36 protein-coding genes are annotated in these 24,118 nt (G+C 59.0%); 32 read left to right on the forward strand and 4 right to left on the reverse strand.

Annotated elements, in window-relative coordinates:
* Nucleotides 1-12 precede the first annotated feature (12 nt).
* Genes rplB through rplP form a run of 5 tightly spaced genes read left to right on the forward strand, consistent with a single transcriptional unit; the run spans nt 13 to nt 2,654 of the window.
* Nucleotides 13-855 (forward strand): 50S ribosomal protein L2, encoded by an 843-nt coding sequence (gene rplB / locus INHI_RS0118620; RefSeq protein ID WP_014876006.1) that lies wholly within the window; start codon nt 13-15, stop codon nt 853-855.
* 3 nt (nt 856-858) lie between these two features.
* The gene (rpsS, locus tag INHI_RS0118625) at nt 859-1,137 is read left to right on the forward strand and encodes a 30S ribosomal protein S19 (RefSeq protein WP_005980699.1); all 279 of its coding nucleotides are present in this window, start codon (nt 859-861) and stop codon (nt 1,135-1,137) included.
* Nucleotides 1,138-1,140: 3 nt separating this feature from the next.
* A complete protein-coding gene (rplV, locus tag INHI_RS0118630; RefSeq protein ID WP_008560423.1) occupies nt 1,141-1,521 on the forward strand; it encodes a 50S ribosomal protein L22 in 381 nt (126 codons plus the stop codon).
* A complete protein-coding gene (gene rpsC, locus INHI_RS0118635) occupies nt 1,521-2,228 on the forward strand; it encodes a 30S ribosomal protein S3 (RefSeq protein ID WP_014876005.1) in 708 nt (235 codons plus the stop codon). Before rplV ends, rpsC begins: the two co-directional genes overlap by 1 nt.
* A 12-nt stretch (nt 2,229-2,240) precedes the next feature.
* On the forward strand, nt 2,241-2,654 hold the full coding sequence (rplP, locus tag INHI_RS0118640) for a 50S ribosomal protein L16 (RefSeq protein WP_014876004.1): 414 nt from the start codon (nt 2,241-2,243) through the stop codon (nt 2,652-2,654).
* A 120-nt stretch (nt 2,655-2,774) separates the two neighbouring features.
* Here rplP and INHI_RS0118645 read toward each other — a convergent pair whose 3' ends face one another.
* Nucleotides 2,775-3,242 (reverse strand): DM13 domain-containing protein, encoded by a 468-nt coding sequence (locus INHI_RS0118645; protein ID WP_027248556.1) that lies wholly within the window; start codon nt 3,240-3,242, stop codon nt 2,775-2,777.
* Nucleotides 3,243-3,364: 122 nt separating this feature from the next.
* Here INHI_RS0118645 and INHI_RS0118655 point away from each other — a divergent pair, with 122 nt between their 5' ends.
* The 14 genes from INHI_RS0118655 (at nt 3,365) to rpmD (ending at nt 9,414) form a co-directional block, all read left to right on the forward strand.
* The gene (locus tag INHI_RS0118655; RefSeq protein ID WP_014878916.1) at nt 3,365-3,985 is read left to right on the forward strand and encodes a TIGR02466 family protein; all 621 of its coding nucleotides are present in this window, start codon (nt 3,365-3,367) and stop codon (nt 3,983-3,985) included.
* 67 nt (nt 3,986-4,052) lie between these two features.
* Nucleotides 4,053-4,397, forward strand: coding sequence for a hypothetical protein (locus INHI_RS0118660; protein ID WP_155805619.1), 345 nt, complete (start codon nt 4,053-4,055; stop codon nt 4,395-4,397).
* A gap of 73 nt (nt 4,398-4,470) precedes the next feature.
* Nucleotides 4,471-4,845 carry a hypothetical protein gene (locus INHI_RS0118665; protein ID WP_014876001.1) on the forward strand — a complete coding sequence of 125 codons (375 nt, stop codon included), beginning with the start codon at nt 4,471-4,473 and terminating at the stop codon, nt 4,843-4,845.
* 204 nt (nt 4,846-5,049) lie between these two features.
* Entirely contained in the window at nt 5,050-5,250 is a 201-nt protein-coding gene (gene rpmC, locus INHI_RS0118670; protein WP_014876000.1) for a 50S ribosomal protein L29, read from the forward strand.
* 12 nt (nt 5,251-5,262) lie between these two features.
* Nucleotides 5,263-5,493: a 30S ribosomal protein S17 gene (gene rpsQ / locus INHI_RS0118675; RefSeq protein WP_014875999.1), complete on the forward strand. Its 231-nt coding sequence runs from the start codon at nt 5,263-5,265 to the stop codon at nt 5,491-5,493.
* 99 nt (nt 5,494-5,592) lie between these two features.
* Nucleotides 5,593-5,961: a 50S ribosomal protein L14 gene (rplN, locus tag INHI_RS0118680; protein ID WP_005621870.1), complete on the forward strand. Its 369-nt coding sequence runs from the start codon at nt 5,593-5,595 to the stop codon at nt 5,959-5,961.
* 2 nt (nt 5,962-5,963) lie between these two features.
* On the forward strand, nt 5,964-6,275 hold the full coding sequence (rplX, locus tag INHI_RS0118685; RefSeq protein ID WP_014875998.1) for a 50S ribosomal protein L24: 312 nt from the start codon (nt 5,964-5,966) through the stop codon (nt 6,273-6,275).
* Nucleotides 6,268-6,831 carry a 50S ribosomal protein L5 gene (gene rplE / locus INHI_RS0118690; protein WP_027248558.1) on the forward strand — a complete coding sequence of 188 codons (564 nt, stop codon included), beginning with the start codon at nt 6,268-6,270 and terminating at the stop codon, nt 6,829-6,831. Before rplX ends, rplE begins: the two co-directional genes overlap by 8 nt.
* 18 nt (nt 6,832-6,849) lie before the next feature.
* Nucleotides 6,850-7,155, forward strand: a complete 306-nt coding sequence (gene rpsN / locus INHI_RS0118695; RefSeq protein ID WP_008561382.1) for a 30S ribosomal protein S14 — start codon at nt 6,850-6,852, stop codon at nt 7,153-7,155.
* Between the two features lie 13 nt (nt 7,156-7,168).
* A complete protein-coding gene (gene rpsH / locus INHI_RS0118700; RefSeq protein WP_014875996.1) occupies nt 7,169-7,561 on the forward strand; it encodes a 30S ribosomal protein S8 in 393 nt (130 codons plus the stop codon).
* Nucleotides 7,562-7,573: 12 nt separating this feature from the next.
* Nucleotides 7,574-8,107: a 50S ribosomal protein L6 gene (gene rplF, locus INHI_RS0118705; RefSeq protein ID WP_014875995.1), complete on the forward strand. Its 534-nt coding sequence runs from the start codon at nt 7,574-7,576 to the stop codon at nt 8,105-8,107.
* A gap of 11 nt (nt 8,108-8,118) precedes the next feature.
* On the forward strand, nt 8,119-8,478 hold the full coding sequence (gene rplR, locus INHI_RS0118710) for a 50S ribosomal protein L18 (RefSeq protein ID WP_014875994.1): 360 nt from the start codon (nt 8,119-8,121) through the stop codon (nt 8,476-8,478).
* A 168-nt stretch (nt 8,479-8,646) separates the two neighbouring features.
* The gene (gene rpsE / locus INHI_RS0118715; RefSeq protein ID WP_014875993.1) at nt 8,647-9,213 is read left to right on the forward strand and encodes a 30S ribosomal protein S5; all 567 of its coding nucleotides are present in this window, start codon (nt 8,647-8,649) and stop codon (nt 9,211-9,213) included.
* A 12-nt stretch (nt 9,214-9,225) separates the two neighbouring features.
* Nucleotides 9,226-9,414 carry a 50S ribosomal protein L30 gene (rpmD, locus tag INHI_RS0118720; RefSeq protein WP_014875992.1) on the forward strand — a complete coding sequence of 63 codons (189 nt, stop codon included), beginning with the start codon at nt 9,226-9,228 and terminating at the stop codon, nt 9,412-9,414.
* A gap of 208 nt (nt 9,415-9,622) precedes the next feature.
* Here the strand turns inward: rpmD and INHI_RS0118725 are convergent, their stop codons facing one another.
* Nucleotides 9,623-9,841 (reverse strand): hypothetical protein, encoded by a 219-nt coding sequence (locus INHI_RS0118725; protein ID WP_014875991.1) that lies wholly within the window; start codon nt 9,839-9,841, stop codon nt 9,623-9,625.
* A gap of 208 nt (nt 9,842-10,049) precedes the next feature.
* Nucleotides 10,050-11,462, reverse strand: coding sequence for an aminotransferase-like domain-containing protein (locus INHI_RS0118735; protein WP_027248559.1), 1,413 nt, complete (start codon nt 11,460-11,462; stop codon nt 10,050-10,052).
* 80 nt (nt 11,463-11,542) lie between these two features.
* Here INHI_RS0118735 and INHI_RS0118740 point away from each other — a divergent pair, with 80 nt between their 5' ends.
* Nucleotides 11,543-12,487 carry an EamA family transporter gene (locus INHI_RS0118740; protein WP_027248560.1) on the forward strand — a complete coding sequence of 315 codons (945 nt, stop codon included), beginning with the start codon at nt 11,543-11,545 and terminating at the stop codon, nt 12,485-12,487.
* 147 nt (nt 12,488-12,634) lie between these two features.
* A complete protein-coding gene (locus INHI_RS0118745; protein ID WP_014875988.1) occupies nt 12,635-12,850 on the forward strand; it encodes a DUF1127 domain-containing protein in 216 nt (71 codons plus the stop codon).
* A gap of 593 nt (nt 12,851-13,443) precedes the next feature.
* On the opposite strand, the gene INHI_RS0118750 is transcribed toward INHI_RS0118745, so the two are convergent.
* Nucleotides 13,444-14,010, reverse strand: a complete 567-nt coding sequence (locus tag INHI_RS0118750; RefSeq protein WP_027248561.1) for an ion channel — start codon at nt 14,008-14,010, stop codon at nt 13,444-13,446.
* A gap of 236 nt (nt 14,011-14,246) precedes the next feature.
* On the opposite strand from INHI_RS0118750, the gene rplO reads away from it, so the two are divergent.
* The 11 genes from rplO (at nt 14,247) to INHI_RS0118805 (ending at nt 24,118) form a co-directional block, all read left to right on the forward strand.
* On the forward strand, nt 14,247-14,717 hold the full coding sequence (gene rplO, locus INHI_RS0118755; protein WP_014875986.1) for a 50S ribosomal protein L15: 471 nt from the start codon (nt 14,247-14,249) through the stop codon (nt 14,715-14,717).
* 110 nt (nt 14,718-14,827) lie between these two features.
* On the forward strand, nt 14,828-16,192 hold the full coding sequence (secY, locus tag INHI_RS0118760) for a preprotein translocase subunit SecY (protein ID WP_014875985.1): 1,365 nt from the start codon (nt 14,828-14,830) through the stop codon (nt 16,190-16,192).
* Nucleotides 16,189-16,836 carry an adenylate kinase gene (locus INHI_RS0118765; protein WP_014878922.1) on the forward strand — a complete coding sequence of 216 codons (648 nt, stop codon included), beginning with the start codon at nt 16,189-16,191 and terminating at the stop codon, nt 16,834-16,836. The genes secY and INHI_RS0118765 overlap by 4 nt, the downstream gene beginning before the upstream one ends.
* A 334-nt stretch (nt 16,837-17,170) precedes the next feature.
* Complete coding sequence (gene rpsM, locus INHI_RS0118770; protein WP_014875983.1) at nt 17,171-17,539, forward strand: 30S ribosomal protein S13; 369 nt, start codon at nt 17,171-17,173, stop codon at nt 17,537-17,539.
* Between the two features lie 15 nt (nt 17,540-17,554).
* A complete protein-coding gene (gene rpsK, locus INHI_RS0118775) occupies nt 17,555-17,944 on the forward strand; it encodes a 30S ribosomal protein S11 (protein ID WP_014875982.1) in 390 nt (129 codons plus the stop codon).
* 115 nt (nt 17,945-18,059) lie between these two features.
* On the forward strand, nt 18,060-19,076 hold the full coding sequence (locus INHI_RS0118780; protein ID WP_014875981.1) for a DNA-directed RNA polymerase subunit alpha: 1,017 nt from the start codon (nt 18,060-18,062) through the stop codon (nt 19,074-19,076).
* 146 nt (nt 19,077-19,222) lie between these two features.
* On the forward strand, nt 19,223-19,645 hold the full coding sequence (rplQ, locus tag INHI_RS0118785; protein ID WP_014875980.1) for a 50S ribosomal protein L17: 423 nt from the start codon (nt 19,223-19,225) through the stop codon (nt 19,643-19,645).
* Between the two features lie 190 nt (nt 19,646-19,835).
* Entirely contained in the window at nt 19,836-21,233 is a 1,398-nt protein-coding gene (locus INHI_RS0118790; RefSeq protein ID WP_027248562.1) for a trypsin-like peptidase domain-containing protein, read from the forward strand.
* 2 nt (nt 21,234-21,235) lie between these two features.
* Nucleotides 21,236-22,558 (forward strand): replication-associated recombination protein A, encoded by a 1,323-nt coding sequence (locus tag INHI_RS0118795; RefSeq protein ID WP_027248563.1) that lies wholly within the window; start codon nt 21,236-21,238, stop codon nt 22,556-22,558.
* A 136-nt stretch (nt 22,559-22,694) separates the two neighbouring features.
* On the forward strand, nt 22,695-23,075 hold the full coding sequence (crcB, locus tag INHI_RS0118800; RefSeq protein WP_027248564.1) for a fluoride efflux transporter CrcB: 381 nt from the start codon (nt 22,695-22,697) through the stop codon (nt 23,073-23,075).
* Nucleotides 23,072-24,118, forward strand: a complete 1,047-nt coding sequence (locus INHI_RS0118805) for an RluA family pseudouridine synthase (RefSeq protein ID WP_014875976.1) — start codon at nt 23,072-23,074, stop codon at nt 24,116-24,118. The genes crcB and INHI_RS0118805 overlap by 4 nt, the downstream gene beginning before the upstream one ends.

Raw genomic sequence — 24,118 nt, forward strand, 5'->3', positions numbered from 1 at the left:
AAGACAGAAAGCATGGCACTCAAGTCGTATAAGCCGACGACGCCGGGCCAGCGTGGGCTGGTTCTGATCGACCGTTCGGAGCTTTGGAAAGGGCGTCCGGTCAAATCTCTCACTGAGGGTCTGACCAAATCGGGCGGCCGGAACAACACCGGACGGATCACTTCACGTCGTCGTGGCGGCGGCGCAAAGCGTCTCTACCGGATCGTTGACTTCAAACGGAACAAATTTGATGTCGCGGCAACCGTTGAACGGATCGAATATGACCCGAACCGGACCGCATTCATCGCGCTGATCAAATACGAAGACGGCGAGCAGGCCTATATCCTCGCTCCGCAGCGTCTGGCAGTTGGTGACAAAGTCGTTGCATCCGCAAAGGCCGACATCAAGCCGGGCAACGCAATGCCGTTCTCGGGCATGCCGATCGGTACCATCGTTCACAACATCGAAATGAAGCCCGGCAAAGGCGGCCAGATCGCCCGTGCAGCCGGTACTTACGCTCAGTTCGTTGGTCGTGATGGTGGCTACGCTCAGATCCGCCTGTCCTCGGGCGAACTGCGCCTGGTTCGTCAGGAATGCATGGCCACCGTTGGTGCGGTCAGCAACCCCGACAACTCGAACCAGAACTTTGGTAAAGCCGGCCGTATGCGCCACAAGGGCAAGCGTCCTTCTGTGCGTGGTGTGGTTATGAACCCGATCGACCACCCGCACGGTGGTGGTGAAGGTCGTACCTCCGGTGGCCGTCACCCCGTGACACCCTGGGGTAAGCCGACCAAAGGCAAGCGTACCCGCAACAAAAACAAAGCGTCGCAAAAGCTTATCATCCGCTCGCGCCACGCCAAGAAGAAGGGACGTTAATCTATGTCTCGCTCTGTATGGAAAGGCCCCTTTGTCGATGCTTACGTGCTGAAAAAAGCCGAAGCAGCGCGCGAGTCGGGCCGCAACGAAGTCATCAAGATCTGGTCGCGTCGTTCCACCATTCTGCCCCAGTTCGTGGGTCTGACATTTGGTGTGTACAACGGTCAGAAGCACATTCCCGTCAACGTCTCGGAAGACATGATCGGTCAGAAGTTCGGTGAATACTCCCCGACTCGGACCTATTACGGTCACGCTGCGGACAAAAAAGCGAAGCGGAAGTAAGTCATGGGCAAGGCAAAAAATCCCCGCCGCGTGGCAGACAACGAAGCAATGGCAAAACTGCGCATGCTCCGTACCTCCCCGCAGAAACTGAACCTCGTCGCCGGCATGATCCGTGGCAAGAAAGTTGAGAAGGCTCTGACCGACCTGACTTTCTCCAACAAACGGGTCGCGCAGGACGTGAAGAAATGCCTTCAGTCCGCGATTGCGAACGCCGAGAACAACCATAACCTGGACGTCGATGAACTGATCGTTGCCGAGGCTTATGTGGGTAAGAACCTGACCATGAAACGCGGCCGTCCTCGTGCCCGTGGCCGGTTTGGCAAAATCCTCAAGCCGTTTTCGGAGATCACCATCAAGGTGCGTCAAGTTGAGGAGCAAGCCTAATGGGACATAAAGTCAATCCGGTCGGCATGCGCCTTCAGGTCAACCGTACCTGGGACAGCCGTTGGTACGCCGACACCAAAGATTATGGTGATCTGCTGCTGGAAGACCTGCGCATCCGTGATTTCATCAAGGAAGAGTGCAAGCAGGCAGGCATCGCCCGCGTGATCATCGAACGCCCCCACAAAAAGTGCCGTGTGACCATTCACACCGCGCGTCCGGGCGTGATCATCGGTAAAAAAGGTGCTGACATCGAAGTGCTGCGCAAGAAGCTCGCCTCGATGACAGACTCGGAACTGCACCTCAACATCGTTGAAGTCCGCAAGCCCGAGCTCGACGCACAGCTGGTTGGCGAGTCCATCGCTCAGCAGCTGGAACGTCGTGTGTCCTTCCGTCGCGCGATGAAGCGTGCCGTACAGAACGCCATGCGCATGGGCGCCCTGGGTATCCGGGTGAACGTTGCTGGTCGTCTGGGCGGCGCTGAAATCGCACGGACCGAATGGTACCGTGAGGGCCGTGTGCCGCTGCACACGCTGCGCGCCGACATCGATTACGCTCACTCCGAAGCCATGACCCCTTACGGGATCATCGGGATCAAAACCTGGATCTTCAAAGGCGAGATCATGGAACACGATCCTCAGGCGCGTGACCGTAAAGCACAGGAACTCCAGGACGGTCCGGCACCTCGCGGTGCAGGCGGTCGTCGCTAAGGAGGAGATGACATGCTTCAACCAAAGCGTACTAAATTCCGCAAAATGCACAAAGGCCGGATCTCCGGTCTGGCAAAAGGCGGTTCGGACCTGAACTTCGGCACCTATGGCCTGAAAGCAACCACTCCTGAGCGCGTAACCGCGCGTCAGATTGAGGCTGCTCGTCGTGCCATGACCCGTCACATGAAGCGTCAGGGTCGTGTCTGGATCCGCATCTTCCCGGATACCCCGGTTACCTCCAAGCCCGTCGAAGTTCGTATGGGTAAAGGTAAGGGCTCCGTGGATTACTGGGCTTGCAAAGTGAAGCCCGGCCGCGTGATGTTTGAGATCGACGGCGTCAATGACGACATCGCACGTGAGGCCCTGCGCCTGGCCGCGATGAAGCTGCCGGTCAAGACCCGCGTCGTGGTTCGCGAAGACTGGTAAGCGGCGGCGCTCTTGCGCATCCGATGAGAAAACAAAAAGCCCCCGCCGAGCAATCGGTGGGGGCTTTCTTATGTTCCTTCGGTGCGGAATGATTTGTCCGGCTCGGCGCCGCCGGTCAGGCTAGCGATATTTTGCGGCGGTGATGAACTCTCCGAAGGCCTCACACCAGATCACCACGGTGGTGTAATCCTCGATGTTGATCCCTTCGGAGATGGGCAGGATCAGCCCGTCGAACATCTTCACATCGCCAATCCGCACCGACGCGGCCTTGATCGCCTCGAACCCGACCTCATCCTCAACAAACTCCGGCGTCAGGTAGAGTTTGTAGTCCGGTCCCGGCGCCAGCGCGCCCATATGGGTGATCTGCTGCGGCGACAGGCTGATACTGCCGGTGCCCCAGTGCAGGAAATCGCTGCCCGCCAGATCGCGGGTGAAACTGCCGGTATATGTGGCCCCTTCCGCACTTGCGGTCAGAGCTGCAGCATCGGGACTATCGGGGGCCGTCAGAATGGGCAGCATGTAGATCCCCAGCGCAAAGCCGATCGCCAGCGCAATACCGTGGCTCAGCAGTCTCAAAATCCAGCGCATATTCTGTTCCTCCTATGGGTGAGGCCAGCTTAGCCAGCCCGCGGATCAAAAGGGAAGATGCGCGCGTGCAGGAGCCGGCAAAGGTCCTCGTACTTCGCGCTGTGTTGCGCTAAAGGACGGATATGGCACAGATCGATTCCCTCTTCGTAACCCGTCTCTACCGCGCTGCTTTGTCCGAACACGGACCCAAGGTTGACGCTGGTGAACTTGAAAACTCCTGCTTCGTGATCGCTCAGGATGACGATGCAGGCCAGGACTGGTGCGAGGAGAACGGTTATCCCGGCTACACCTCCTATGCCTCATTGACGGATCTGCCCTGGCGGTTCCCGATCTTTGCCGATCTGGTGAAATCGCTCGATCTTCATGTCGCAGCCTTTGCCAAGGATCTGGAGCTGGATCTGGACGGTCGCGCACTGGTGCTGGAGGATCTCTGGATCAACATCCTGCCCGAGGGCGGCACCCACGCCAGCCACATCCACCCCCATTCGGTGATTTCCGGCACCACCTATGTCTCAATGCCCGAAGGCGCCAGCGCGCTGAAGCTGGAGGACCCGCGTCACGCGATGATGATGGCGCACCCGCCGCGTGTTAAAGACTGCCGGCAAGAGCTGAAGACATTTGTCTATCAGTCGCCCGCAGTGGGCGATGTGCTGCTGTGGGAAAGTTTCATCCGCCACGAGGTGCCGATGAACATGGCCGAAGACGAGCGCGTCTCCGTGAGCTTTAATTACCGCTGGGAGTGAATCTTGGGTTGCGCTTGCAGCGATGGTAACTATGCAGGGTGCACAACCTAAAAGGATGGCTGACTAAATGAAATCAATTCTAATTCTTGCTTCTGTATCCCTGATGGCGCTGTCAGCCTGCGTTGATTCTGAGAAAGCAGCGATGCGACGTGCGTCTCTCATTGCGCAGATTTTTCCTAACCCGGCTGATCGAACGGGCATCCATCTGGCTTTCCCTGTGGGCTCATCGTTGGAGATCATCTACTTCAAGAACGAAGTTAGCTCTAATGCTATTGATCGTCGTGTCGCGGGCTATTGCGAACGTATCGGTAAGCCCGTCTTAACCGTGTATAAGGCCCCGAAGGCGAGCGTTGCGACGTTAGCAAATGGAACGCAGCGACCCGCTACGACGATCTGGTATGACTGTGACTAACCTGTGAGTTCCCTTTGCCCCACCGTCATTCCAGGTGGGGTAAAATTCAAATGACGAACGGTAAGTAAGCCAGATGTACGATCACGCGGCAATCGAGCTTCTTGCCGGTGAGCAAGTCGTTCACGCCACTCACGCCCGGATTGCACCAACGCTGACTGAGGTAATCGTTATCTTGCTTTGCGCGCCAGTGGCGCTGGTGATCTGGCTGTTCATCCATCGTGCCTTTCGCTCGGTCACCTACATTATCACCACACAGCGCGTGCTGATTGTCGAAAAGCAAGGCATTGCCGATCAGATCCGCATTCAGGATATCCAGCGTGTTCAGGCGAGGCGGCACGCGATGATGATTTCTGGAATGGGAAAACGCCTGTGGCTCGCGCGGCTCCAAAACGGGTGGCAATTTGACACGATCTTGACGCGGGTTCGTGAGCTGCGCAAAGCGCAGTGACCGGGTGCCAAACGGTGTCGCAAACTTCACCCTTGCCCCCACCCTCTACCTCCTGTAAGTGGACCCATCGCCTGACCCTTGATCTGTATGGATCCGGGGCTGGTGATTCTTTTTGCCGTGCCCTCTGGCGCGGTGTGACATAACCCACCAGGTAACAAGGTGACCCTCGGGGCCTTCTGGTGCTTTGGACAAGGAACAAAGGCGATGAACGCCAATGATCTGCGCGAGAAAACCGTGGATGAACTCCGCGATACCCTCGCATCCCTGAAAAAAGAGAGCTTCAACCTGCGTTTTCAGCAGGCAACCGGTCAGCTGGAATCGACTGCAGGCATCAAGGCGGCTCGCCGCAATGCTGCACGCGTCAAAACCATCCTGAACGAAAAAGCTGCAGCAGCAGCTGAATAAGGAGCTTCTCGAATGCCTAAACGTATCCTGTCCGGCGTTGTGACCTCCGACGCCAACGCACAGACCGTAACCGTTTCCGTAGAGCGTCGCTTTACGCATCCGGTTCTGAAGAAAACCATCCGTAAGTCCAAGAAGTACCGGGCTCACGATGAACAGAACGCTTTCAAGGTCGGCGATTCCGTACGCATCATCGAATGCGCGCCGAAATCGAAAACGAAACGCTGGGAAGTTCTGGAAGCCTAAGAGTCTCATCCGAGACTCCTGGCGACTAGACTTAACAGTTAGTCGAAACCCTGGGGGATCACGCCACGCATCGGCGCCCCAAAGGTCGGGAGAAACCACATGATCCAGATGCAAACAAACCTGGATGTTGCTGACAACTCCGGCGCTCGCCGAGTTCAGTGCATCAAGGTTCTGGGTGGTTCCAAGCGTAAATACGCATCCGTAGGCGACATTATCGTCGTCTCGGTCAAGGAAGCCATCCCGCGCGGCCGCGTGAAAAAAGGGGACGTCCGCAAGGCCGTCGTCGTACGCACCGCCAAAGAGGTCCGTCGTGAAGACGGTACCGCAATCCGCTTTGACCGCAATGCAGCTGTCATCCTGAACAACAACAACGAGCCCGTAGGTACACGTATCTTTGGCCCGGTTGTTCGTGAGCTGCGCGCCAAAAACTTCATGAAGATCATCTCGCTCGCTCCGGAGGTGCTGTAATCATGGCTGCTAAACTCCGCAAAGGCGACAAGGTCGTCGTGCTGGCCGGCAAGGACAAGGGCAAAGAAGGCACCATCGCCTCCGTTGACCCCAAAGCTGGCAAAGCCATCGTTGACGGTGTGAACATGGCAATCCGCCACACCCGTCAGACCCAGTCCGACCAGGGTGGCCGTCTGCCTAAGGCACTGCCGATCCAGCTGTCGAACCTGGCTCTGCTGGACGCAAACGGCAAGGCAACCCGCGTTGGCTTCCGCATGGAAGGCGACAAGAAAGTGCGCTTCGCCAAAACCACGGGGGACGTGATCGATGCTTGATAACGCAACCTACACCCCGCGTCTGAAAGCTCTCTACAAGGACTCCATCCGTGGCGCCCTGAAAGAAGAGTTCGGCTACAAGAACGAAATGATGATCCCTAAGCTGGAGAAAATCGTTCTGAACATCGGCTGCGGCCGTGCTGCCGTCAAAGACAGCAAGAAAGCCAAGTCTGCTCAGGCTGACCTGACCGCAATCGCGGGCCAGAAAGCTCTGACCACCGCGGCCAAGAACTCCATCGCCGGCTTCCGCGTTCGCGAAGGCATGCCGATGGGCGCAAAGGTGACTCTGCGCGGCGACCGGATGTACGAATTCCTCGACCGTCTGACCACCATCGCGATGCCCCGTATCCGCGACTTCCGCGGCGTGTCGGGCACGTCTTTTGACGGCCGTGGCAACTACGCCATGGGTCTGAAAGAGCACATGGTCTTCCCCGAGATCGACTTCGACAAGATCGACGAACCCTGGGGTATGGACATCGTGATTGCCACCACCGCGAACACCGACGCGGAAGCAAAGGCGCTGTTGAAAGCTTTCAACATGCCCTTCAACAGCTAAGCGCGGGAAGGAAGAGACATGGCTAAGAAAAGCATGATCGAACGCGAGAAGAAGCGCGAGCGCCTGGTGGCAAAATACGCCGCAAAGCGTGCCGAGCTGAAAGAAATCGCAAACGACGAATCTCGTCCGATGGAAGAGCGTTTCAAAGCGCGCCTCGATCTGGCGAAACTGCCGCGTAACTCGTCGGCAACCCGTCTGCACAATCGCTGCCAGCTGACCGGCCGTCCTCACGCTTACTATCGTAAGCTGAAGATCAGCCGTATCGCTCTGCGGGAACTGGGCTCGAATGGCCAGATCCCCGGCATGGTGAAATCGAGCTGGTAAGGGAGAGACTGATATGAACGATCCTATCGGCGATATGCTCACCCGTATCCGTAACTCGCAAATGCGCGGCAAATCCACTGTCATGACACCGGCTTCCAAGCTGCGTGCATGGGTTCTGGATGTGCTCAAGCAAGAGGGTTACATCCGCGGTTATGAGTCTGCGACTGATGCAAAGGGCCACCCGGCTCTCGAAATCAGCCTGAAGTACTTCGACGGCGAACCTGTCATTCGTGAACTGAAGCGGGTCTCCAAACCCGGTCGTCGCGTTTACATGGGCGTCAATGACATCCCGTCGGTCCGTCAGGGCCTGGGTGTGTCGATTGTCTCCACCCCCAAGGGTGTGATGTCGGACGCAAGCGCACGCGCAGCCAACGTTGGCGGCGAAGTGCTCTGCACCGTCTTCTAAGGAGGCCCCACGATGTCCCGTATTGGTAAAAAACCGGTCGAACTTCCCAGCGGCGTAACTGCTTCTGTGTCCGGCCAGACCATCGAAGTCAAAGGCCCGAAAGGCGCCCGTACCTTCACCGCGACCGACGACGTCACCCTGACTGTTGACGACAATGTCGTCAAAGTTGACCCCCGCGGCAAATCCAAGCGCGCGCGCCAGCAGTGGGGCATGTCCCGCACTATGGTCGCAAACCTGGTTGCAGGCGTGACCTCCGGCTTCAAAAAAGAGCTGGAGATCCAGGGTGTGGGTTACCGGGCTCAGATGCAGGGCAACACCCTGAAGCTGAACCTGGGCTACAGCCACGACGTTGATTTCACTGCTCCGGAAGGTATCACCATTACCGCACCGAAGCAGACCGAAATCGTTGTCGAAGGTAATGATCAACAACTCGTTGGCGAAGTTGCGGCCAAAATCCGCGACTGGCGTCGTCCCGAGCCCTACAAAGGCAAAGGCATTCGCTACAAAGGCGAGTTTATCTTCCGCAAGGAAGGCAAGAAGAAGTAAGGACCAGCAAAATGGCAAACAGCAAACGCACCCTGTTTCTGAAGCGCCGGCTGCGCGTCCGGAACAAGCTTCGCAAGGTCAACGCAGGCCGTCCGCGCCTGTCCGTGCACCGCTCGAACAAGAACATCTCTGTTCAACTGATCGACGACGTACGTGGTGTGACCCTCGCTTCGGCATCGACCCTGGAAAAAGACCTGGGTCTCGTTGGCAAGAACAACGTCGAAGCAGCCACCAAAGTGGGTTCGGTTATCGCCGAACGCGCCAAGGCGGCAGGCGTCTCCGAGGCCTATTTCGATCGTGGCGGCTTCCTGTTTCACGGCAAGGTGAAGGCTCTGGCCGACGCTGCGCGTGAAGGCGGCCTGAAGATCTAAGGATCTGCGCCCTGTGTTCTCGGCTATCCGGGAATACGGGGCGCACCCAAGTCAAGGTGGATGGCGTTCGCGCCATCCCGATGATCCGGGGGCGGGGTCGGTTCGGCCCTTGCCCACCTGGATTGAGTATAAGTCAGGCGCTTGTCGCCAGAATAAAAGGATTGCCTCATGGCAGAACGTGAAAATCGCCGTGGCCGTGGCCGCCGCGAAGAAGAAACACCGGAATTCGCTGACCGTCTGGTCGCGATCAACCGGGTGTCGAAAACCGTAAAAGGTGGTAAGCGCTTTGGCTTCGCCGCTCTTGTGGTTGTTGGCGATCAGAAAGGCCGCGTCGGCTTCGGTAAAGGTAAGGCGAAAGAGGTCCCCGAGGCCATTCGTAAAGCCACCGAGCAGGCCAAGCGTCAGATGATCCGTGTGCAGCTGAAAGAAGGCCGCACCCTGCATCACGACATGCACGGCCGTCACGGCGCAGGCAAAGTTGTCATGCGCACCGCACCTGAAGGTACCGGTATCATCGCAGGTGGTCCGATGCGTGCTGTCTTCGAAATGCTCGGCGTCAAAGACGTTGTTTCGAAGTCGATCGGTTCGCAGAACCCCTACAACATGATCCGCGCCACTATGGACGGTCTGAAAAAAGAGCAGTCGCCCCGTTCGGTTGCTCAGCGTCGTGGCAAGAAAGTCGCCGACATCCTGCCCAAGCGGGATGAAGCACCTGCTGCTGAAGCAGAAGCGTAAGGAGACGGACACATGGCAAAAACCATCGTTGTTAAGCAGATCGGTTCCCCGATCCGCCGCCCCGCAGACCAGCGTGCAACCCTCGTTGGCCTGGGCTTGAACAAGATGCACAAAACCCGTGAACTGGAAGATACCCCTTCCGTACGCGGTATGGTCAACAAGATCTCGCATCTGGTTGAGATCATCGAAGAGCGCGACTAAGCGCTCTCTCGTATGACCCAAACAAAAGAAAGCGCCCCGATTTCGGGGCGCTTTTTTGTTGCAGAGATCAATTCGGGAGGAGGGGGCTATCTACCTGATCCGCCGGGAGAGAGGCCCCCGGCCATCTGGATTATCGGTTTTCAACATCAGCGATGATCACCGGATCCGCGATGGCACAGACGAGGGGCGGCCAGCGGTGGTCGGATGATCAGCCGAAGTAGGTGCGGGCGTCGTAGTAGGGCAGATCAGGGCTGGCTTCAGCCGCGTCCCGGCGGTCGATGATGGCCTGCAGCAGGCGGGTCGCCAGCTCGGCAGTCAGAGGGTAGAGAACCAGCAGCGCCACAACGGTGGTGGAGAGGCCGATATAGCCGCTTGCGACTGCGGTGACGGTTGCGCTTGTGCCGATGAGAGTGCTGAGGAGAGCCATGATCGTGTTCCTTGATGCTGATGTTTTCCTTGTCCTCAATTTGCCATTTGTCTCAAATCGCATCAATCACACGAAAGGATAGTTGGCCGTTCCGGAGGTTAGCCGCCGCATCCCTAGGGTGAAGGAAAACGCCGTTGGAGCGGACATTCGGCTGATATCGGCACCCGTCTGGTGTGGCATCACACTGAAATCAGATGCAACGGCCCGTTTAGATCTGCAGCGCGTGGGATTTGCGCGACTCGCGCAGAAGATGTGCGACACGCTGGAGCCCGGTCGTCAGCCGGTCTTCGGAAACTTCGTGGCTGAGGCAGAGCCGTACCGCTTCCGGTGCGTCCCTGGGCGCGAGCGCAAAACTGCGTCCTTCGCTGACCAGCACCTCGGACTGGGCACATTGGGCACGAAACACATCAGCGCGCAGATCCGGGGGCAAGGGCAACCACAGATGTAGCCCCTGCGGATCAGCCTGATAGGACATTGGCGTGGCACCGGGCGGGGACAGGACTGATCGGGCCAGTGTCTGGCGATGTCGCGCTGCGCGCCGCTGCTGCTCTGCCAGGGTTTCAGCGGTCCCATCAAGGATCAGCCGCGCGCCAATCTCCGCCGTCAGCGGCGGCGCCATCCACAGGCTGAGGTTGGCCGCATGGCGCAGCGCAGGCATCAGCCGTTGCGGCGCCTTCAGGATGCCGACCCGCAGGCCTGGGGCAACGGATTTCGAAAGGCTGGTCACATAGATCGTATGATCCGGCGCATGCGTGGCCAGCGGGGCAGGGCGGTCAGGTTTCAGCGACGCGAATACGTCATCTTCGATCAGGATCACATCGTGGCGCATTGCAATCTCGGCGATCTCGGCGCGACGTTCATCATCTAGGGTCACCGTGGTCGGCGCCTGCAATGTGGGGGTCAGATAAAAAGCGCGGGGCCTGGCATGCCTGCAAAGCGCCTCAAACGCCTCAGGCTGTACCCCTTGCGGATCCATCGCCACCGCCGTGGTGGTCACGCCCAGACGTTCCGCCATCGCCTGAACCGGCATATAGGTCAGCGCCTCTGTCAGCAGGAGATCACCTGCTTTCAACACGCCCGCCACCGCGCAGAACAGCGCATGCTGACCGCCCACCGTTGTCATCACTTCAGATCGGGTGGCATCGACGCCACAATAGGCCAGCCAATGTTGCCAGGCGTCGATATGTCGGTCGAGATCGGCATCCGACTGGTAGTCGAGCAGCGGCGACAAATCACTGCCCTCAGCCAGAGTATGCAGCGCTTGGCGGATATGCGGTTGGGAAAACCCCGCCAGCGGCAGGTTGCGCGACAGGTCAATTGGCCCCAGAGCATCCCGGCGCAGACTGTTGGCGACTCCGCCTTGGTGCACCATCGGTTCGGCCGCCCGTACGAAGCTGCCGCGCCCGACCTCTCCCCGCAGCAATGCCCGCGTCACCGCCTCGGCATAGGCGCGGCTGGTGGTATTTGCGGATACGCCAATTTGATAGGCCAGCTCCCGATGGGGCGGCAACTGGGCGCCGGGCGCCAGCCGCCCGCTTGCGATATCCTCCGCCATCGCTTCCACGATTCGCAGATATTTCGGACCACTGCGTCCGTTCAGATTGGGGAGCCAAATTGCCATCAGATCAATGTTTCAATTGCATGGGTGCAATACTGGGGGCGATCTCCGGTTTGGTCAATGCAATTTGAAGAGGTCTCCAGATGAGTCGTGTTTCCCCCTCTGTCGGCACCGGTATCGCGCTGTCGCTTGTTAGTCTGGCGCTCCTGGGCATCATGCCGATTATCTCCAACCTGCGACCAGCAGTGTTGGGTGCGCTGCCCTTCGCCTTTGCTCTGTCGGTTTGGCAACTGATCTTTGCCCTTCCGTGCTTTGCGGTTGAATACAACCGTGGCACCCGCGGGATCTTCGCCGACGTCCTGTTGCCGAGGCAACGCCGCAGGATGGCGGGGCTGGCCCTATTCACCGGCTGCCTCTTCGGCCTGTCGACCTATCTTTACGTGCTTGGTGTGGAACAGGCTGGTGCCGCCAATGCTGCGATCGCCATTCAGGCCTATCCGCTGTTTGCAATCCTCTGGGAGAGCCTGTTTCTGAAGCGCCGGAAAACCACCACGGAGCTGACGCTGACCTTTCTGCTGCTCGGCGCGCTCTATTATCTGGGCACCGACGGGACGCTGCGGATGTCGGGCCTGTCGCCGTGGTTCCTGCTGGCGCTCGGTGTGCCATTCTTGTGGAGCATTGCCCATGTCATCATCAAGGAAGAGCTGAGCGCAACGACCATCACGCCCATTCAGGTGACGCTGATCCGGGTGGCGATCTCGTCGGTGTTTCTGGCCGGGGTGCTCGGGGTGGCCCTGCCGTCAGGAATGGCGCTTGGCTTTGCGGCCCTGCTCCAGCCGATGGCGGTGCTGATGGGGTTGGTCTATTTTCTGGAACTCATCGTCTGGTTCTACGCAGTGCGCCATATCGACGTATCGCTGGCCAGTTCCATCACCACGCCCTGGCCAGCCCTGACGCTGGCGCTTTCTGTGCCGCTGTTGGGCGACCGGATTGAGCCGCGTCAGATTGTTGTCCTGGTGGTTGTGGTGGCCTGTATTTATGGGCTGACGCTGGTGGGCCTGCGCCGCGCGAGGCAGGTTAATGTCTGAGTCATCTCCTATGCTTGGCGTGCATAGCGGGCAGTCCGACCTGTCAGTTGTTTGCGCAAACATTTCCCCCTATCTCTCAGATGTCACTGAAACAGACATAACTGAGACCACCCGGAAATTCGTCCGGTCAGATAGAGGACTAACACCATGGCACATGTCATCAATACCACCGACACCAGCGTCAATATCATCGCCCGCCTGCGCGGCCTGGCAGAAGAGATTAAGGACAGCTGGGCCCGTCGCGCCGAATACAAACGCACCTTCGCCGAGCTGGACGGCCTGTCCAACCGCGATCTGGCCGACATCGGCGTGCGTCGCTGCGATATCCCGCATATCGCCCATGTTCAGGCCTACGGCCACTGAGCTTTGCCACCCGGGGCGGATCGCAGCACTGCTGCCGTCCCTGGGTCGCCCAAGTGTCAGACCGGCTCTTTCTCCTCCCTCAGGGGCCGGACTGGACGCGCCTCCGCTTTGCGGGGGCGTTTTTGGTTTCTGGGGCGACGATGCCAATAGCCGTCCCGTTGCGACCCCGGCGCGCGCCCGCTCCATGATCCGTTTATGCGCACGTGGTATTCTGCACAGGATCGCGATCACTCGTCGGGCCTGACACCCCCGGCACCTATGACCAGGGCCCCGGCGTGGCAGCCGGGGAGCACGATAATATTATCCACGCACGGGAGAGATCCCGTCCCAACTCCCCCGGCGACGCCGCCACCCTTTACCGGTCGGCCACAGACGCAACGGACACCGCAACAGACCTGCAATAGCAGCAACCGACAGGGCAGAGGCCTTGGCGGGTGTTCGCTGAGGATTTTTGTCATAAATAACTATGAAAAATCGCCCGTCGTGACTATATTTATCCTGCAGGGTGAAACTTACTGAGAGGAGGCACTGTCATGAGTACGAAAAACTATCGCATCCTTCAGACTGTTGGCACAGCTATTATGGGCGCAGCGTTACTCGTTGTTGGTGGCATTGTTATTGCCATGATTATCTGATCGCTCCGGCTGGGCAGCGAAGAAGGCTACTCCCACAATCATACCAAGATGCAGGTTTCCAACAATGGACTGGAAAGCCGCAAAACCGCGTGCGGCGATGTCAGGCCTGAAGTCGCCGTAACCTAATGTCGAGAACGTGACTGCTGAAAAGTATAGATGGTCCCAGGCCGAGGCGGTCGTTTCAGAGGTTGGACCAACAATTCCATATGTTCTGTAGACCAAGGCAAATACGAAAATTGTCTGAGTGATCGAAACTAGCGCGTCGGTAGCCAGCCGTGTTGGGTTTGGCCAAAAGTCATGCGAGGTCAAAAATGGAACCGTCGCGACAACAAGGACAAAGTAGGCTGTCGACCAAAGAGTAAGGACACTGATAGCTGTTTTCTCCAGAAAAGGACGGGTGCCGTCAAAGACTGGATTGAAGGCTTCAAGGAAGATCACGATGCTGACCGCTACTGACGCAATCGTCCACATTTTACGGAGGTTGCTGCCAATAGTACTGGTTTTTCTTGGGAACAAAAAATTCATCAATGTATCAAATGATTGGCTGAGGTGTGGTGATCATGTCCAAAGCTTGCGTCAAAGCAAGTTAAAAGGTCCCTGCTACGCACTGCCTAGCGGACCCCTCGCGGCCCCTCTTGATCCCGCCCGGCATCGGGTCTATACGCCCCCGGTGGTCCTGTGGGCTGCAGAATCAGAAAACCAAGAAACGCCGTGTTTGCCCTAATCCGCTTCGGGGGCAGTTCCGGCAAAGGAGAAGCGATATGAAACTCAATGAACTGCGCGACAATCCAGGCGCCTCCAAAAAACGTATGCGCGTTGCCCGTGGTCCGGGTTCCGGCAAAGGTAAAATGGGTGGCCGTGGTATCAAAGGTCAGAAATCCCGTTCGGGTGTTTCGATCAATGGCTACGAAGGTGGCCAGATGCCCCTCTACCAACGTCTGCCCAAGCGCGGCTTCAACAAGCCGAACCGGAAGTCCTACGCCGTTGTGAACCTGGGCCTGATCCAGAAATTCATCGACGAAGGCAAGCTGGAAGCCGGCTCCATCACCGAAGATACCCTGATTTCTTCGGGTCTGGTGCGCCGCAAGCTGGACGGTATCCGCGTTCTGGCAAAGGGTGACTTCACCGCCAAGGCAACCATCGCTGTGACCGGCGCCTCCAAGGCCGCCGTTGACGCAGTCGCAAAGGCTGGTGGCGCCCTGACCGTGGCAAACACTGCCGCAGCTGAGTAACAGCTTGTGAGCGGCGCCGATGCCGCTTACATAGTCTTCAGTTTTCCATTAACGCCGCCCGAGCCGGAAAACGGCCCTGGGCGGCGTTTTCGCAAGAAGAGACCTTTTTTATGGTATCAGCAGCAGAACAAATGGCGGCGAACACCAGCTGGGCCGCTCTTGGCAAAGCCACGGATCTGCGCAACCGTATCCTGTTTACGCTCGGGCTTTTGATTGTCTATCGCCTGGGCACTTATATTCCCGTTCCGGGGATTGATGCGGATGCACTGCGCCAGTTCATGACCTCGGCAGGGCAGGGGATCGGGGGCATGGTGTCCATGTTTACCGGCGGCGCGCTTGGCCGTATGGGCATCTTTGCACTTGGCATCATGCCCTATATCTCGGCGTCGATCATTGTGCAGCTGCTGACCTCGATGGTCCCGGCGCTCGAACAGCTCAAAAAAGAAGGCGAGCAGGGCCGCAAGAAAATCAACCAATACACTCGCTACGGCACCGTGCTTCTGGCCACGGCGCAGGCTTATGGCCTGGCGGTCTCGCTCGAATCGGGGGATCTGGCGACGGATCCGGGCATGTACTTCCGTCTCGCCTGCATGATCACGCTGGTGGGCGGCACCATGTTTCTGATGTGGCTGGGGGAACAGATCACCCAGCGTGGCATCGGCAATGGTATCTCGCTGATCATCTTCGTCGGCATCATTGCCGAAGTGCCTGCCGCGATTGCCCAGTTCCTGGCCTCCGGCCGATCCGGTGCGATCAGCCCGGCAGTGATCATCGCGGTGATCCTGATGATGATCGCCATCATCATGTTTGTGGTGTTCATGGAGCGCGCCCTGCGCAAGATCCATATCCAGTATCCGCGCCGCCAGGTCGGCATGAAGGTCTATGACGGTGGCTCCAGCCATCTGCCGGTCAAGGTGAACCCGGCAGGCGTGATTCCCGCGATCTTCGCTTCGTCCCTGCTGCTGCTGCCGGTGACTATCTCGACCTTCTCCGCAGGCAGCACCTCCGGCCCGATCATGTCCTGGCTGCTGGCCAACTTCGGTCCCGGTCAACCGCTTTACCTGCTGTTCTTTGTCGGCATGATCGTGTTCTTTGCCTATTTCTACACCTTCAACGTGTCCTTCAAGCCGGACGAGGTGGCCAATAACCTGAAGAACCAGAACGGTTTTGTCCCCGGCATCCGCCCTGGCAAGAAAACCGCTGAGTACCTCGAATATGTGGTCAATCGTGTGCTGGTTCTGGGCTCGGCCTATCTCGCGGCTGTCTGTCTGCTGCCTGAAATCCTGCGTGGTCAGCTTGCAATCCCGGTTTACTTTGGCGGTACCTCCGTGTTGATTGTGGTTTCTGTTGTGATGGACACCATTCAACAGGCACAAAGCCACCTGCTTGCGCATCAATACGAAGGTCTCATTGAAAAGAGCCAGCTGCGCGGTCGGAATAAGAAACGGACACGACGGGGACCTGCACGCCGATGAGCAATATTATCCTTCTGGGCCCGCCCGGCGCGGGCAAGGGAACACAAGCCCGCTACCTGGTAGAATCTCGCAACATGGTTCAGCTGAGCACCGGCGACATGCTGCGCGATGCGCAAGCGTCGGGCAGCGAGATGGGCAAACGCGTTGCCGATGTGATCGCTCGAGGTGAGTTGGTGACCGACCGTATCGTGATCGGTTTGATCCGCGAGAAGATCGAAGAGGGGGCCGAAGGCGGCTTTATCTTCGACGGCTTCCCCCGCACACTTGCTCAGGCGGATGCGCTGGCAGAATTGCTGCGCGAAACCGGCCAGAAACTGGATGCGGTCATTGAGATGCAGGTGGATGATACCGCGCTGGTCGCCCGCATCACTGGTCGTTCTACCTGCGGCGACTGCGGCGAAGTCTACCACGACGAGACCAAGCCCTGGCCCGAGGATGGCAAATGCGCCAACTGCGGCGGCACCAACCAGAAACGCCGGCCGGACGATAACGAGGAAAGCCTCCGCACCCGTCTGATGGAATATTACAAGAAGACCTCGCCGCTGATCGGCTACTACTATGCCAAGGGCAACCTGCAGCGTCTCGACGGTCTCGCCTCCATCGAAGAGGTACGCAAGAACCTCGGCTGGATCATGGGTGACTGATCGCCGGATCCTATCGGATTTAAAAAACGCCCCGTGCCACCCCGGCCGGGGCGTTTTTTGTGCACGGGTCGTGCGCTGGCGGAAAAACATCACAAATCGCGTTGCGAGCAGTTGACCTTGGGGGAAACTTCGACCCCAGTCTTGCCGACGGGTTGACCATAGTGCGATTTCCACATAGGGAACCCCATCCCTTCTGGGAATCATCACAGGCGCGTGCAATTTCTGCCGCCCTGACCACCTCGAAATGCTGGACCAACGGGCGACACTGCCAAGGTCAAGCGTTGTGAAAAAAGGTTCCGGCGCTACGGAACCGCAACGAAAAGGAAAGTGACACGTGGCACGTATTGCCGGCGTAAACATCCCGACTGCAAAGCGGGTACCTATCGCCCTCACCTATATCACCGGCATTGGCACGACCTCTGCTGAAGCCATCTGCGAAGCCGTAGGCATCGACGCAACCCGTCGTGTGAACGAGCTGTCCGACGCTGAAGTTCTGGCCGTGCGTGAGCACATCGACGCCAACTACACCGTCGAAGGCGACCTGCGCCGTGAAGTTCAGATGAACATCAAGCGTCTGATGGACCTCGGCTGCTACCGCGGTCTGCGCCATCGTCGTAACCTGCCCGTTCGCGGTCAGCGTACCCACACCAACGCTCGTACTCGTAAAGGCCCCGCAAAGGCCATTGCTGGTAAGAAGAAATAAGGGAGGGTTTGATCAATGGCACGCGATAAGACTCGTACCAAGCGCAAAGAGCGCAAGAACATCGCCTCCGGCGTTGCACATGTGAACTCCTCGTTCAACAACACCAAGATCCTGATCTCGGACGTGCAAGGCAATGCGATTTCCTGGTCCTCCGCAGGCACCATGGGCTTCAAAGGGTCGCGTAAATCGACTCCTTATGCTGCTCAGATGGCTGCTGAAGACGCAGGCAAAAAAGCGCAGGAACACGGCGTTAAAACTCTGGAAGTCGAAGTTCAGGGCCCCGGTTCGGGCCGTGAATCCGCACTGCGCGCTCTGGCCGCAGTGGGCTTCAACATCACCTCGATCCGTGATGTGACCCCGATTGCGCACAACGGCTGCCGTCCGCCGAAGCGTCGTCGCGTCTAAGCGACACTGATTATTGCTGGGGCTTTGCGATTTCTGCAAGGCCCCAGTACGCCATTTGAAACCTCGGGCGTCTGTACCTTCGGACATGAGGTATAGACAGGAATGGAGGGACCGCATGATCCACAAGAATTGGGCTGAACTGATCAAGCCGACTCAGCTTGACGTGAAGCCGGGCAATGATCCCGCACGCCAGGCCACCGTTGTGGCTGAACCGCTGGAGCGCGGCTTTGGTCTGACACTGGGCAACGCGCTGCGCCGCGTTCTGATGAGCTCGCTGCAAGGCGCCGCCATCACCTCCGTGCAGATCGACAACGTCCTGCATGAATTCTCCAGCGTCGCCGGCGTTCGCGAAGATGTCACCGACATCATCCTGAACCTCAAAGGTGTGTCGCTGCGTATGGAAGTCGAAGGCCCCAAGCGCCTCTCGATCAATGCCAAAGGCCCCGCAGTTGTCACCGCCGGTGACATCTCCGAATCCGCTGGCATCGAAGTGCTGAACCGTGAGCACGTGATCTGTCACCTCGATGATGGTGCTGATCTGTTCATGGAACTGACCGTCAACACCGGCAAGGGCTATGTCTCGGCTGACAAGAACAAGCCTGAAGATGCGCCCATCGGCCTGATCCCGATCGACGCCATCTATTCGCCGGTCAAGAAGGTCTCCTATGACGTTCAGCCGACCCGTGAAGGTCAGGTTCTGGACTACGACAAGCTGACCATGAAGATTGAAACAGACGGCTCCATCACGCCCGATGACGCGGTCGCCTACGCGGCCCGTATCGTGCAGGACCAGCTGTCGATCTTCGTCAACTTCGACGAACCGGAATCGGCAAACCGTCAGGACGACGATGATGGTCTCGAGTTCAACCCGCTTCTGCTGAAGAAAGTGGACGAGCTGGAACTGTCTGTCCGTTCGGCAAACTGCCTGAAGAACGACAACATCGTCTACATCGGCGATCTCATCCAGAAGACCGAAGCAGAAATGCTGCGCACGCCGAACTTCGGCCGCAAGTCGCTGAACGAGATCAAAGAAGTGCTGTCGGGCATGGGTCTGCACCTTGGCATGGACGTTGAGGACTGGCCGCCGGACAACATCGAAGATCTGGCCAAGAAATTCGAAGACAGCTTCTAAAGAGCGTCTTTGAGGGGAGGGCTCAGGTCCTCCCCGACACATTCCCGGGTTTGGCCGGGGACAGCATGGGCACACGCCCCAAGGTGAGCCGCTGACACGCATCAGCAGCCTGACAAAGCAAAAACGCAGATCAAAGGACTATCAAAATGCGTCACGCACGTGGTTACCGCCGCCTGAACCGTACTCATGAGCACCGTAAGGCCCTGTTCTCGAACATGGCTGGCTCGCTGATCGAGCACGAGCAGATCAAGACAACCCTTCCCAAAGCAAAAGAACTGCGCCCGATCATCGAAAAGATGATCACTCTGGCAAAGCGCGGCGACCTGCACGCCCGTCGTCAGGCCGCATCCAAGCTGAAGGAAGACAAGGACGTCGCAAAACTGTTCGAGGTTCTGGGCCCGCGTTACAAAGACCGTCAGGGCGGCTATGTCCGTATCCTGAAAGCCGGTTTCCGCTATGGCGACATGGCACCGATGGCGATCATCGAATTCGTTGATCGTGATCGCGATGCAAAAGGCGCTGCCGACAAGGCACGTCTGGCCGAAGCAGAAGCTGCAGCTGACGAATAATCAGATCGGTCATCCGACCGGACCTGACCCCCGCTCTGGCAACAGGGCGGGGGTTTTTCGTTTTCGCACGTCGTGCGCCGGGGAGTGAAAGCGGGCGGGTGAAAATGCTGGGTTTTTCCCCCGGAAATCCAGCCTTGTAAAAGAGGACCGCGGTCCGCATATCCTGTTCATTAGAACAATCGGAGTCGTCATGTTTCGCGCAATCCTGACCGCAGCGGGCCTGTTTCTGGCCACTCAGATCCCCTCTACACAGGCGCTCGCGGATACCCGTGTGCCGCAGAATCAGGCAGAGATTTCCCTCGGTTTCGCGCCGCTGGTGAAAGAGGCCGCGCCGGCAGTGGTCAATATCTACGCCAAGATTGTTCACGAACAGCGCCGCACGCCCTTCATGAATGACCCGTTCTTTGATGATTTCTTTCGCGGATTGTCGAAGCCTCAGCCCCGTGTGCAGAACTCCCTCGGCTCTGGCGTGATCCTGTCACCGGATGGAATCGTGGTATCGAATTACCATGTTGTTGGCATGGCCACGGATATCCGGGTGGTGACCACCGACCGCCGTGAATATGCAGCACAGGTGGTGCTGGCGGATCAGGCCAGCGATCTGGCCATTCTGCAATTGGAAGAGGCCGAGGACCTTCCCTATCTTGAGCTGCGCGACAGTGACGGGGTCGAGGTGGGCGAGCTGGCGCTGGCCATCGGCAATCCCTTCGGCGTTGGTCAGACGGTCAGCAGCGGGATCGTCTCAGGTCTGGCGCGCAGTGGCGCCGCCACGGGGGAGGGAATTGGCTATTTCATCCAGACCGATGCGCCAATCAACCCCGGCAACTCCGGTGGCGCGCTGATTGACGTCAATGGCGATCTGATTGGCATCAACACCCGCATCGTGACCCGCTCCGGCGGGTCCAACGGCATCGGCTTCGCCATCCCGGCCAATCTGGTGCGGGCCTTCATGCGGCAGGCCCACGACGGGGCCGAGGAATTTCAGCGCCCCTGGGCCGGGATGATGGGGCAACCGGTGGATGCGGATCTTGCCGCCTCGCTGGGGATGGACCTGCCGGAGGGGATGGTGATCTCCGAACTTCACCCCGCCAGCCCCTTCACCAAAGCTGGATTTGAGGTGGGAGATGTCATTCTGGATGTGGCAGGAGAGGCTGTGAATTCCCCCTCGGAGATGGTGTTCCGCATGTCTGTTACCGGGCTCGGCGATACCGCCGAGGTCACCCGCCTGCGCGCAGGCGCGCGTGAGGTGCTGACCGTCGAGATGATGCTGGCCCCCGATGAACCACCCGCCAACCCGCTCAGCCTTGATGAGGGCACGCCGCTGCCGGGTCTGACCGTGGCGCGGATCAATCCGCAGTCAATCCTGCGATTCCAGCTGCCGATGTCCTCTGACGGGGTGGTGATCACCGACCCCGGTGCCTATGGCAGCCGCGTCGGTCTGCGCGCGGGCGATATCATTCTGGGCATCAACAATGAGGCGATCAAAACGCCTGCGGATGTGTCTGAGGTGCTGGGCAATATCGGTCGCTGGATGAAGGTCGATCTCAACCGGCAAGGCCAGCGGGTCTCGCTGCGCTATCGGCTCTGATCATGGCGGATCTTTTTGACAGCGGCGATGCCGCGCCCCGCCCGGATCCGCAGTCGGAGGTGAACCGCCCACTTGCGGATCGCCTGCGCCCGCAGTCGCTGGCAGAGGTGATCGGTCAAGCGCAGGTTCTTGGTGAGGACGCCCCGCTTGGGGTGATGCTGGCCTCCGGCTCGCTGTCATCGCTGATCTTCTGGGGGCCGCCGGGCGTGGGTAAAACCACCATCGCGCGGCTGCTGGCGCGGGAGACGGATCTGCATTTCGTACAGATCTCAGCCATTTTTACCGGTGTGCCTGATCTGAAGAAAGTGTTTGAGGCGGCCAAGATCCGCCGCCAGAACGGGCAGGGCACGCTGCTGTTCGTGGATGAGATCCATCGTTTCAACAAGGCCCAGCAGGACGGTTTTCTGCCGCATATGGAGGATGGCACCATCCTTCTGGTCGGGGCCACGACCGAGAACCCGAGTTTTGAACTGAACGCCGCTGTGCTCTCTCGCGCGCAGGTGCTGGTGCTGGAGCGATTGTCGCTTGCTGATCTGGAGAGGTTGACCCAGCGGGCCGAGCAGGAGCTGGATCGCGCCCTGCCGCTGACCGCGGATGCGCGGGACGCGTTGCAGGAGATGGCGGATGGGGACGGGCGCGCCCTGCTGAACCTGATCGAACAGGTCGCCGCCTGGAAGGTGGACAGCCCGCTGGGCCGCGAGGCGCTGGCCACCCGGCTGATGCGGCGGGCGGCGAAATATGACAAGTCCGGCGATGAACATTACAACCTGATTTCCGCCCTGCATAAATCCGTGCGCGGCTCCGACCCGGATGCCGCACTCTATTGGTTTGCCCGCATGCTGGAGGGCGGCGAGGATCCCAGATACCTGGCCCGCCGCCTGACCCGGATGGCGGTTGAGGACATCGCGCTGGCCGACCCGCAAGCGCAGGGGATCTGTATCCAGGCCTGGGAAACCTATGAGCGTCTCGGCAGCCCGGAGGGCGAGCTGGCGCTGGCACAGGCAGTGATTTATTTGGCCCTCGCGCCCAAGACCAACGCTGGATACATGGCCTACAAAGCGGCGCGGCGGCTGGCGAAACAGACCGGCAGTGCGCCACCGCCGAAGCATATCCTGAATGCGCCAACCAAGCTGATGAAGTCGCAAGGTTACGGTGACGGATATGACTACGACCACAATGCGGCGGATGGGTTTTCAGGGCAGAACTATTTTCCCGACGACGTGCCGCGCCCGGTGCTGTACCAGCCGGTTGAGCGGGGTTTCGAACGGGAGTTGAAGCGCCGGACCGAGTATTTCGCCAATTTGCGCGCCAAGCGGAACAGCTGATCCGGCTTTGCGTGGCAAAGCCGGTGCCTGCGGCGCGAGTATTTGGGGAAAGGTGACAGGGCCTGCTCCGGTGCTGCAATGCTGCCATGCTTGCGCGAAACTTGACATCCACGCGCCAGCCGGCGACAGACCGTTGATGGTTTTTTCGGTTCTATATGTGGCCTTGGGCGGTGCGATCGGTGCTGCCTGCCGCTATCTGGCCGGTTTGGGGATCACCCGCCTCTTTGGGGTGGGAGAGTTCCCGGTGGCGATTCTGGCGGTGAATGTGATCGGCTCCTTTCTGATAGGCGCCTTTGTTGTCACTGCCGCCCATAAGGGGCTGACCCACCTGAGCCCTTTTGTGATGACTGGCCTTTTGGGCGGTTTCACAACGTTTTCGGCCTTCTCGCTTGAGACGGCCACCCTGATCGAGCGCGGTGCCTTTGGGCAGGCTGCGCTCTATGTGCTGTTGTCCGTGGGCCTGTCGGTCGGCGGACTGTTTTTCGGCCTGATGGCCGCCAGAGGAGTGTTCGCATGAGCGGCGTACAGATGATTACCGTCAGTGAAGACGACGCAGACCAGCGTATTGACCGCTGGCTGCGGCGGTTGTTCCCGCATGTGAGCCAGGGGCGGATCGAGAAGATGTGCCGCAAGGGCGAATTGCGTCTGGATGGGGGACGGGTGAAGGCCAACAGCCGCGTCGCAGCCGGGCAGGTGGTGCGCGTGCCGCCGCTTGGGGCAAGCGACCTGAAACCGGCAGAGGCACCGAGCTACCGGATTTCCGAAGCGGACGCCAAGATGATCCGGGGCTGTGTGATCTACAAGGACGATGCGGTTATCGTGCTGAACAAGCCGGCAGGTCTGGCGGTGCAGGGCGGCAGCGGCACCACCAAACATGTCGACGGGCTGAGTGCTGCCTTGCAGTTCGACGCCGAGGAAAAGCCGCGTCTGGTGCATCGTCTGGACAAGGACACCTCAGGTGTGTTGGTGCTGGCGCGCACCCGTCTGGCGGCGCAGTCGCTGACGGCGGCGTTCCGGCATCGTGCCACGCGCAAGATCTACTGGGCGCTGGTGGCGGGTGTCCCTACGCCCTATCTCGGTGAGATCAAATGTGGGCTGGTGAAGGCACCGGGACACGGTAAATCGGGGGAAGGCGAGAAAATGATCGCCATCCATTCCAACGAGGTGGACAGCACACCCGGGGCCAAACGCTCGCATACGCATTATGCCACGCTCTACCGCGTGGCCAGCCGCGCGGCCTGGGTTGCAATGGAGCCGATCACCGGCCGCACCCATCAGCTGCGCGCGCATATGGCTGAAATCGGTCACCCGATTGCCGGTGACGGCAAATACGGCGGGTCCAGTCAGGAAAACCTCGGCGATGGCTGGGGGGCGCAGTTGGGGGGGATTATCTCCAAGAAGCTGCATCTGCACTGCCGTCGCATGGCGTTTGAGCATCCGACCACGAAAAAACCGCTGTCGATCACGGCGCCCTTGCCTGACCACATGAAGGACAGCTGGGACACCTTTGGCTGGTCCGAAGATCTGGCGGCAGAAGATCCGTTTGAGAGCCTGCAGTAA

The organism is Phaeobacter inhibens DSM 16374 (assembly GCF_000473105.1).
Taxonomy (GTDB): Bacteria; Pseudomonadota; Alphaproteobacteria; order Rhodobacterales; family Rhodobacteraceae; genus Phaeobacter; species Phaeobacter inhibens.

Bases quoted from the DNA above. Each gene is read 5' to 3' on its own strand.
- rplB (WP_014876006.1), top strand. From the start codon at position 13: ATGGCACTCAAGTCGTATAAGCCGACGACGCCGGGCCAGCGTGGGCTG.
- rpsS (WP_005980699.1), top strand. From the start codon at position 859: ATGTCTCGCTCTGTATGGAAAGGCCCCTTTGTCGATGCTTACGTGCTG.
- rplV (WP_008560423.1), top strand. From the start codon at position 1,141: ATGGGCAAGGCAAAAAATCCCCGCCGCGTGGCAGACAACGAAGCAATG.
- rpsC (WP_014876005.1), top strand. From the start codon at position 1,521: ATGGGACATAAAGTCAATCCGGTCGGCATGCGCCTTCAGGTCAACCGT.
- rplP (WP_014876004.1), top strand. From the start codon at position 2,241: ATGCTTCAACCAAAGCGTACTAAATTCCGCAAAATGCACAAAGGCCGG.
- INHI_RS0118645 (WP_027248556.1), bottom strand. From the start codon at position 3,242: ATGCGCTGGATTTTGAGACTGCTGAGCCACGGTATTGCGCTGGCGATC.
- INHI_RS0118655 (WP_014878916.1), top strand. From the start codon at position 3,365: ATGGCACAGATCGATTCCCTCTTCGTAACCCGTCTCTACCGCGCTGCT.
- INHI_RS0118660 (WP_155805619.1), top strand. From the start codon at position 4,053: ATGAAATCAATTCTAATTCTTGCTTCTGTATCCCTGATGGCGCTGTCA.
- INHI_RS0118665 (WP_014876001.1), top strand. From the start codon at position 4,471: ATGTACGATCACGCGGCAATCGAGCTTCTTGCCGGTGAGCAAGTCGTT.
- rpmC (WP_014876000.1), top strand. From the start codon at position 5,050: ATGAACGCCAATGATCTGCGCGAGAAAACCGTGGATGAACTCCGCGAT.
- rpsQ (WP_014875999.1), top strand. From the start codon at position 5,263: ATGCCTAAACGTATCCTGTCCGGCGTTGTGACCTCCGACGCCAACGCA.
- rplN (WP_005621870.1), top strand. From the start codon at position 5,593: ATGATCCAGATGCAAACAAACCTGGATGTTGCTGACAACTCCGGCGCT.
- rplX (WP_014875998.1), top strand. From the start codon at position 5,964: ATGGCTGCTAAACTCCGCAAAGGCGACAAGGTCGTCGTGCTGGCCGGC.
- rplE (WP_027248558.1), top strand. From the start codon at position 6,268: ATGCTTGATAACGCAACCTACACCCCGCGTCTGAAAGCTCTCTACAAG.
- rpsN (WP_008561382.1), top strand. From the start codon at position 6,850: ATGGCTAAGAAAAGCATGATCGAACGCGAGAAGAAGCGCGAGCGCCTG.
- rpsH (WP_014875996.1), top strand. From the start codon at position 7,169: ATGAACGATCCTATCGGCGATATGCTCACCCGTATCCGTAACTCGCAA.
- rplF (WP_014875995.1), top strand. From the start codon at position 7,574: ATGTCCCGTATTGGTAAAAAACCGGTCGAACTTCCCAGCGGCGTAACT.
- rplR (WP_014875994.1), top strand. From the start codon at position 8,119: ATGGCAAACAGCAAACGCACCCTGTTTCTGAAGCGCCGGCTGCGCGTC.
- rpsE (WP_014875993.1), top strand. From the start codon at position 8,647: ATGGCAGAACGTGAAAATCGCCGTGGCCGTGGCCGCCGCGAAGAAGAA.
- rpmD (WP_014875992.1), top strand. From the start codon at position 9,226: ATGGCAAAAACCATCGTTGTTAAGCAGATCGGTTCCCCGATCCGCCGC.
- INHI_RS0118725 (WP_014875991.1), bottom strand. From the start codon at position 9,841: ATGGCTCTCCTCAGCACTCTCATCGGCACAAGCGCAACCGTCACCGCA.
- INHI_RS0118735 (WP_027248559.1), bottom strand. From the start codon at position 11,462: ATGGCAATTTGGCTCCCCAATCTGAACGGACGCAGTGGTCCGAAATAT.
- INHI_RS0118740 (WP_027248560.1), top strand. From the start codon at position 11,543: ATGAGTCGTGTTTCCCCCTCTGTCGGCACCGGTATCGCGCTGTCGCTT.
- INHI_RS0118745 (WP_014875988.1), top strand. From the start codon at position 12,635: ATGGCACATGTCATCAATACCACCGACACCAGCGTCAATATCATCGCC.
- INHI_RS0118750 (WP_027248561.1), bottom strand. From the start codon at position 14,010: ATGAATTTTTTGTTCCCAAGAAAAACCAGTACTATTGGCAGCAACCTC.
- rplO (WP_014875986.1), top strand. From the start codon at position 14,247: ATGAAACTCAATGAACTGCGCGACAATCCAGGCGCCTCCAAAAAACGT.
- secY (WP_014875985.1), top strand. From the start codon at position 14,828: ATGGTATCAGCAGCAGAACAAATGGCGGCGAACACCAGCTGGGCCGCT.
- INHI_RS0118765 (WP_014878922.1), top strand. From the start codon at position 16,189: ATGAGCAATATTATCCTTCTGGGCCCGCCCGGCGCGGGCAAGGGAACA.
- rpsK (WP_014875982.1), top strand. From the start codon at position 17,555: ATGGCACGCGATAAGACTCGTACCAAGCGCAAAGAGCGCAAGAACATC.
- INHI_RS0118780 (WP_014875981.1), top strand. From the start codon at position 18,060: ATGATCCACAAGAATTGGGCTGAACTGATCAAGCCGACTCAGCTTGAC.
- rplQ (WP_014875980.1), top strand. From the start codon at position 19,223: ATGCGTCACGCACGTGGTTACCGCCGCCTGAACCGTACTCATGAGCAC.
- INHI_RS0118790 (WP_027248562.1), top strand. From the start codon at position 19,836: ATGTTTCGCGCAATCCTGACCGCAGCGGGCCTGTTTCTGGCCACTCAG.
- INHI_RS0118795 (WP_027248563.1), top strand. From the start codon at position 21,236: ATGGCGGATCTTTTTGACAGCGGCGATGCCGCGCCCCGCCCGGATCCG.
- crcB (WP_027248564.1), top strand. From the start codon at position 22,695: ATGGTTTTTTCGGTTCTATATGTGGCCTTGGGCGGTGCGATCGGTGCT.
- INHI_RS0118805 (WP_014875976.1), top strand. From the start codon at position 23,072: ATGAGCGGCGTACAGATGATTACCGTCAGTGAAGACGACGCAGACCAG.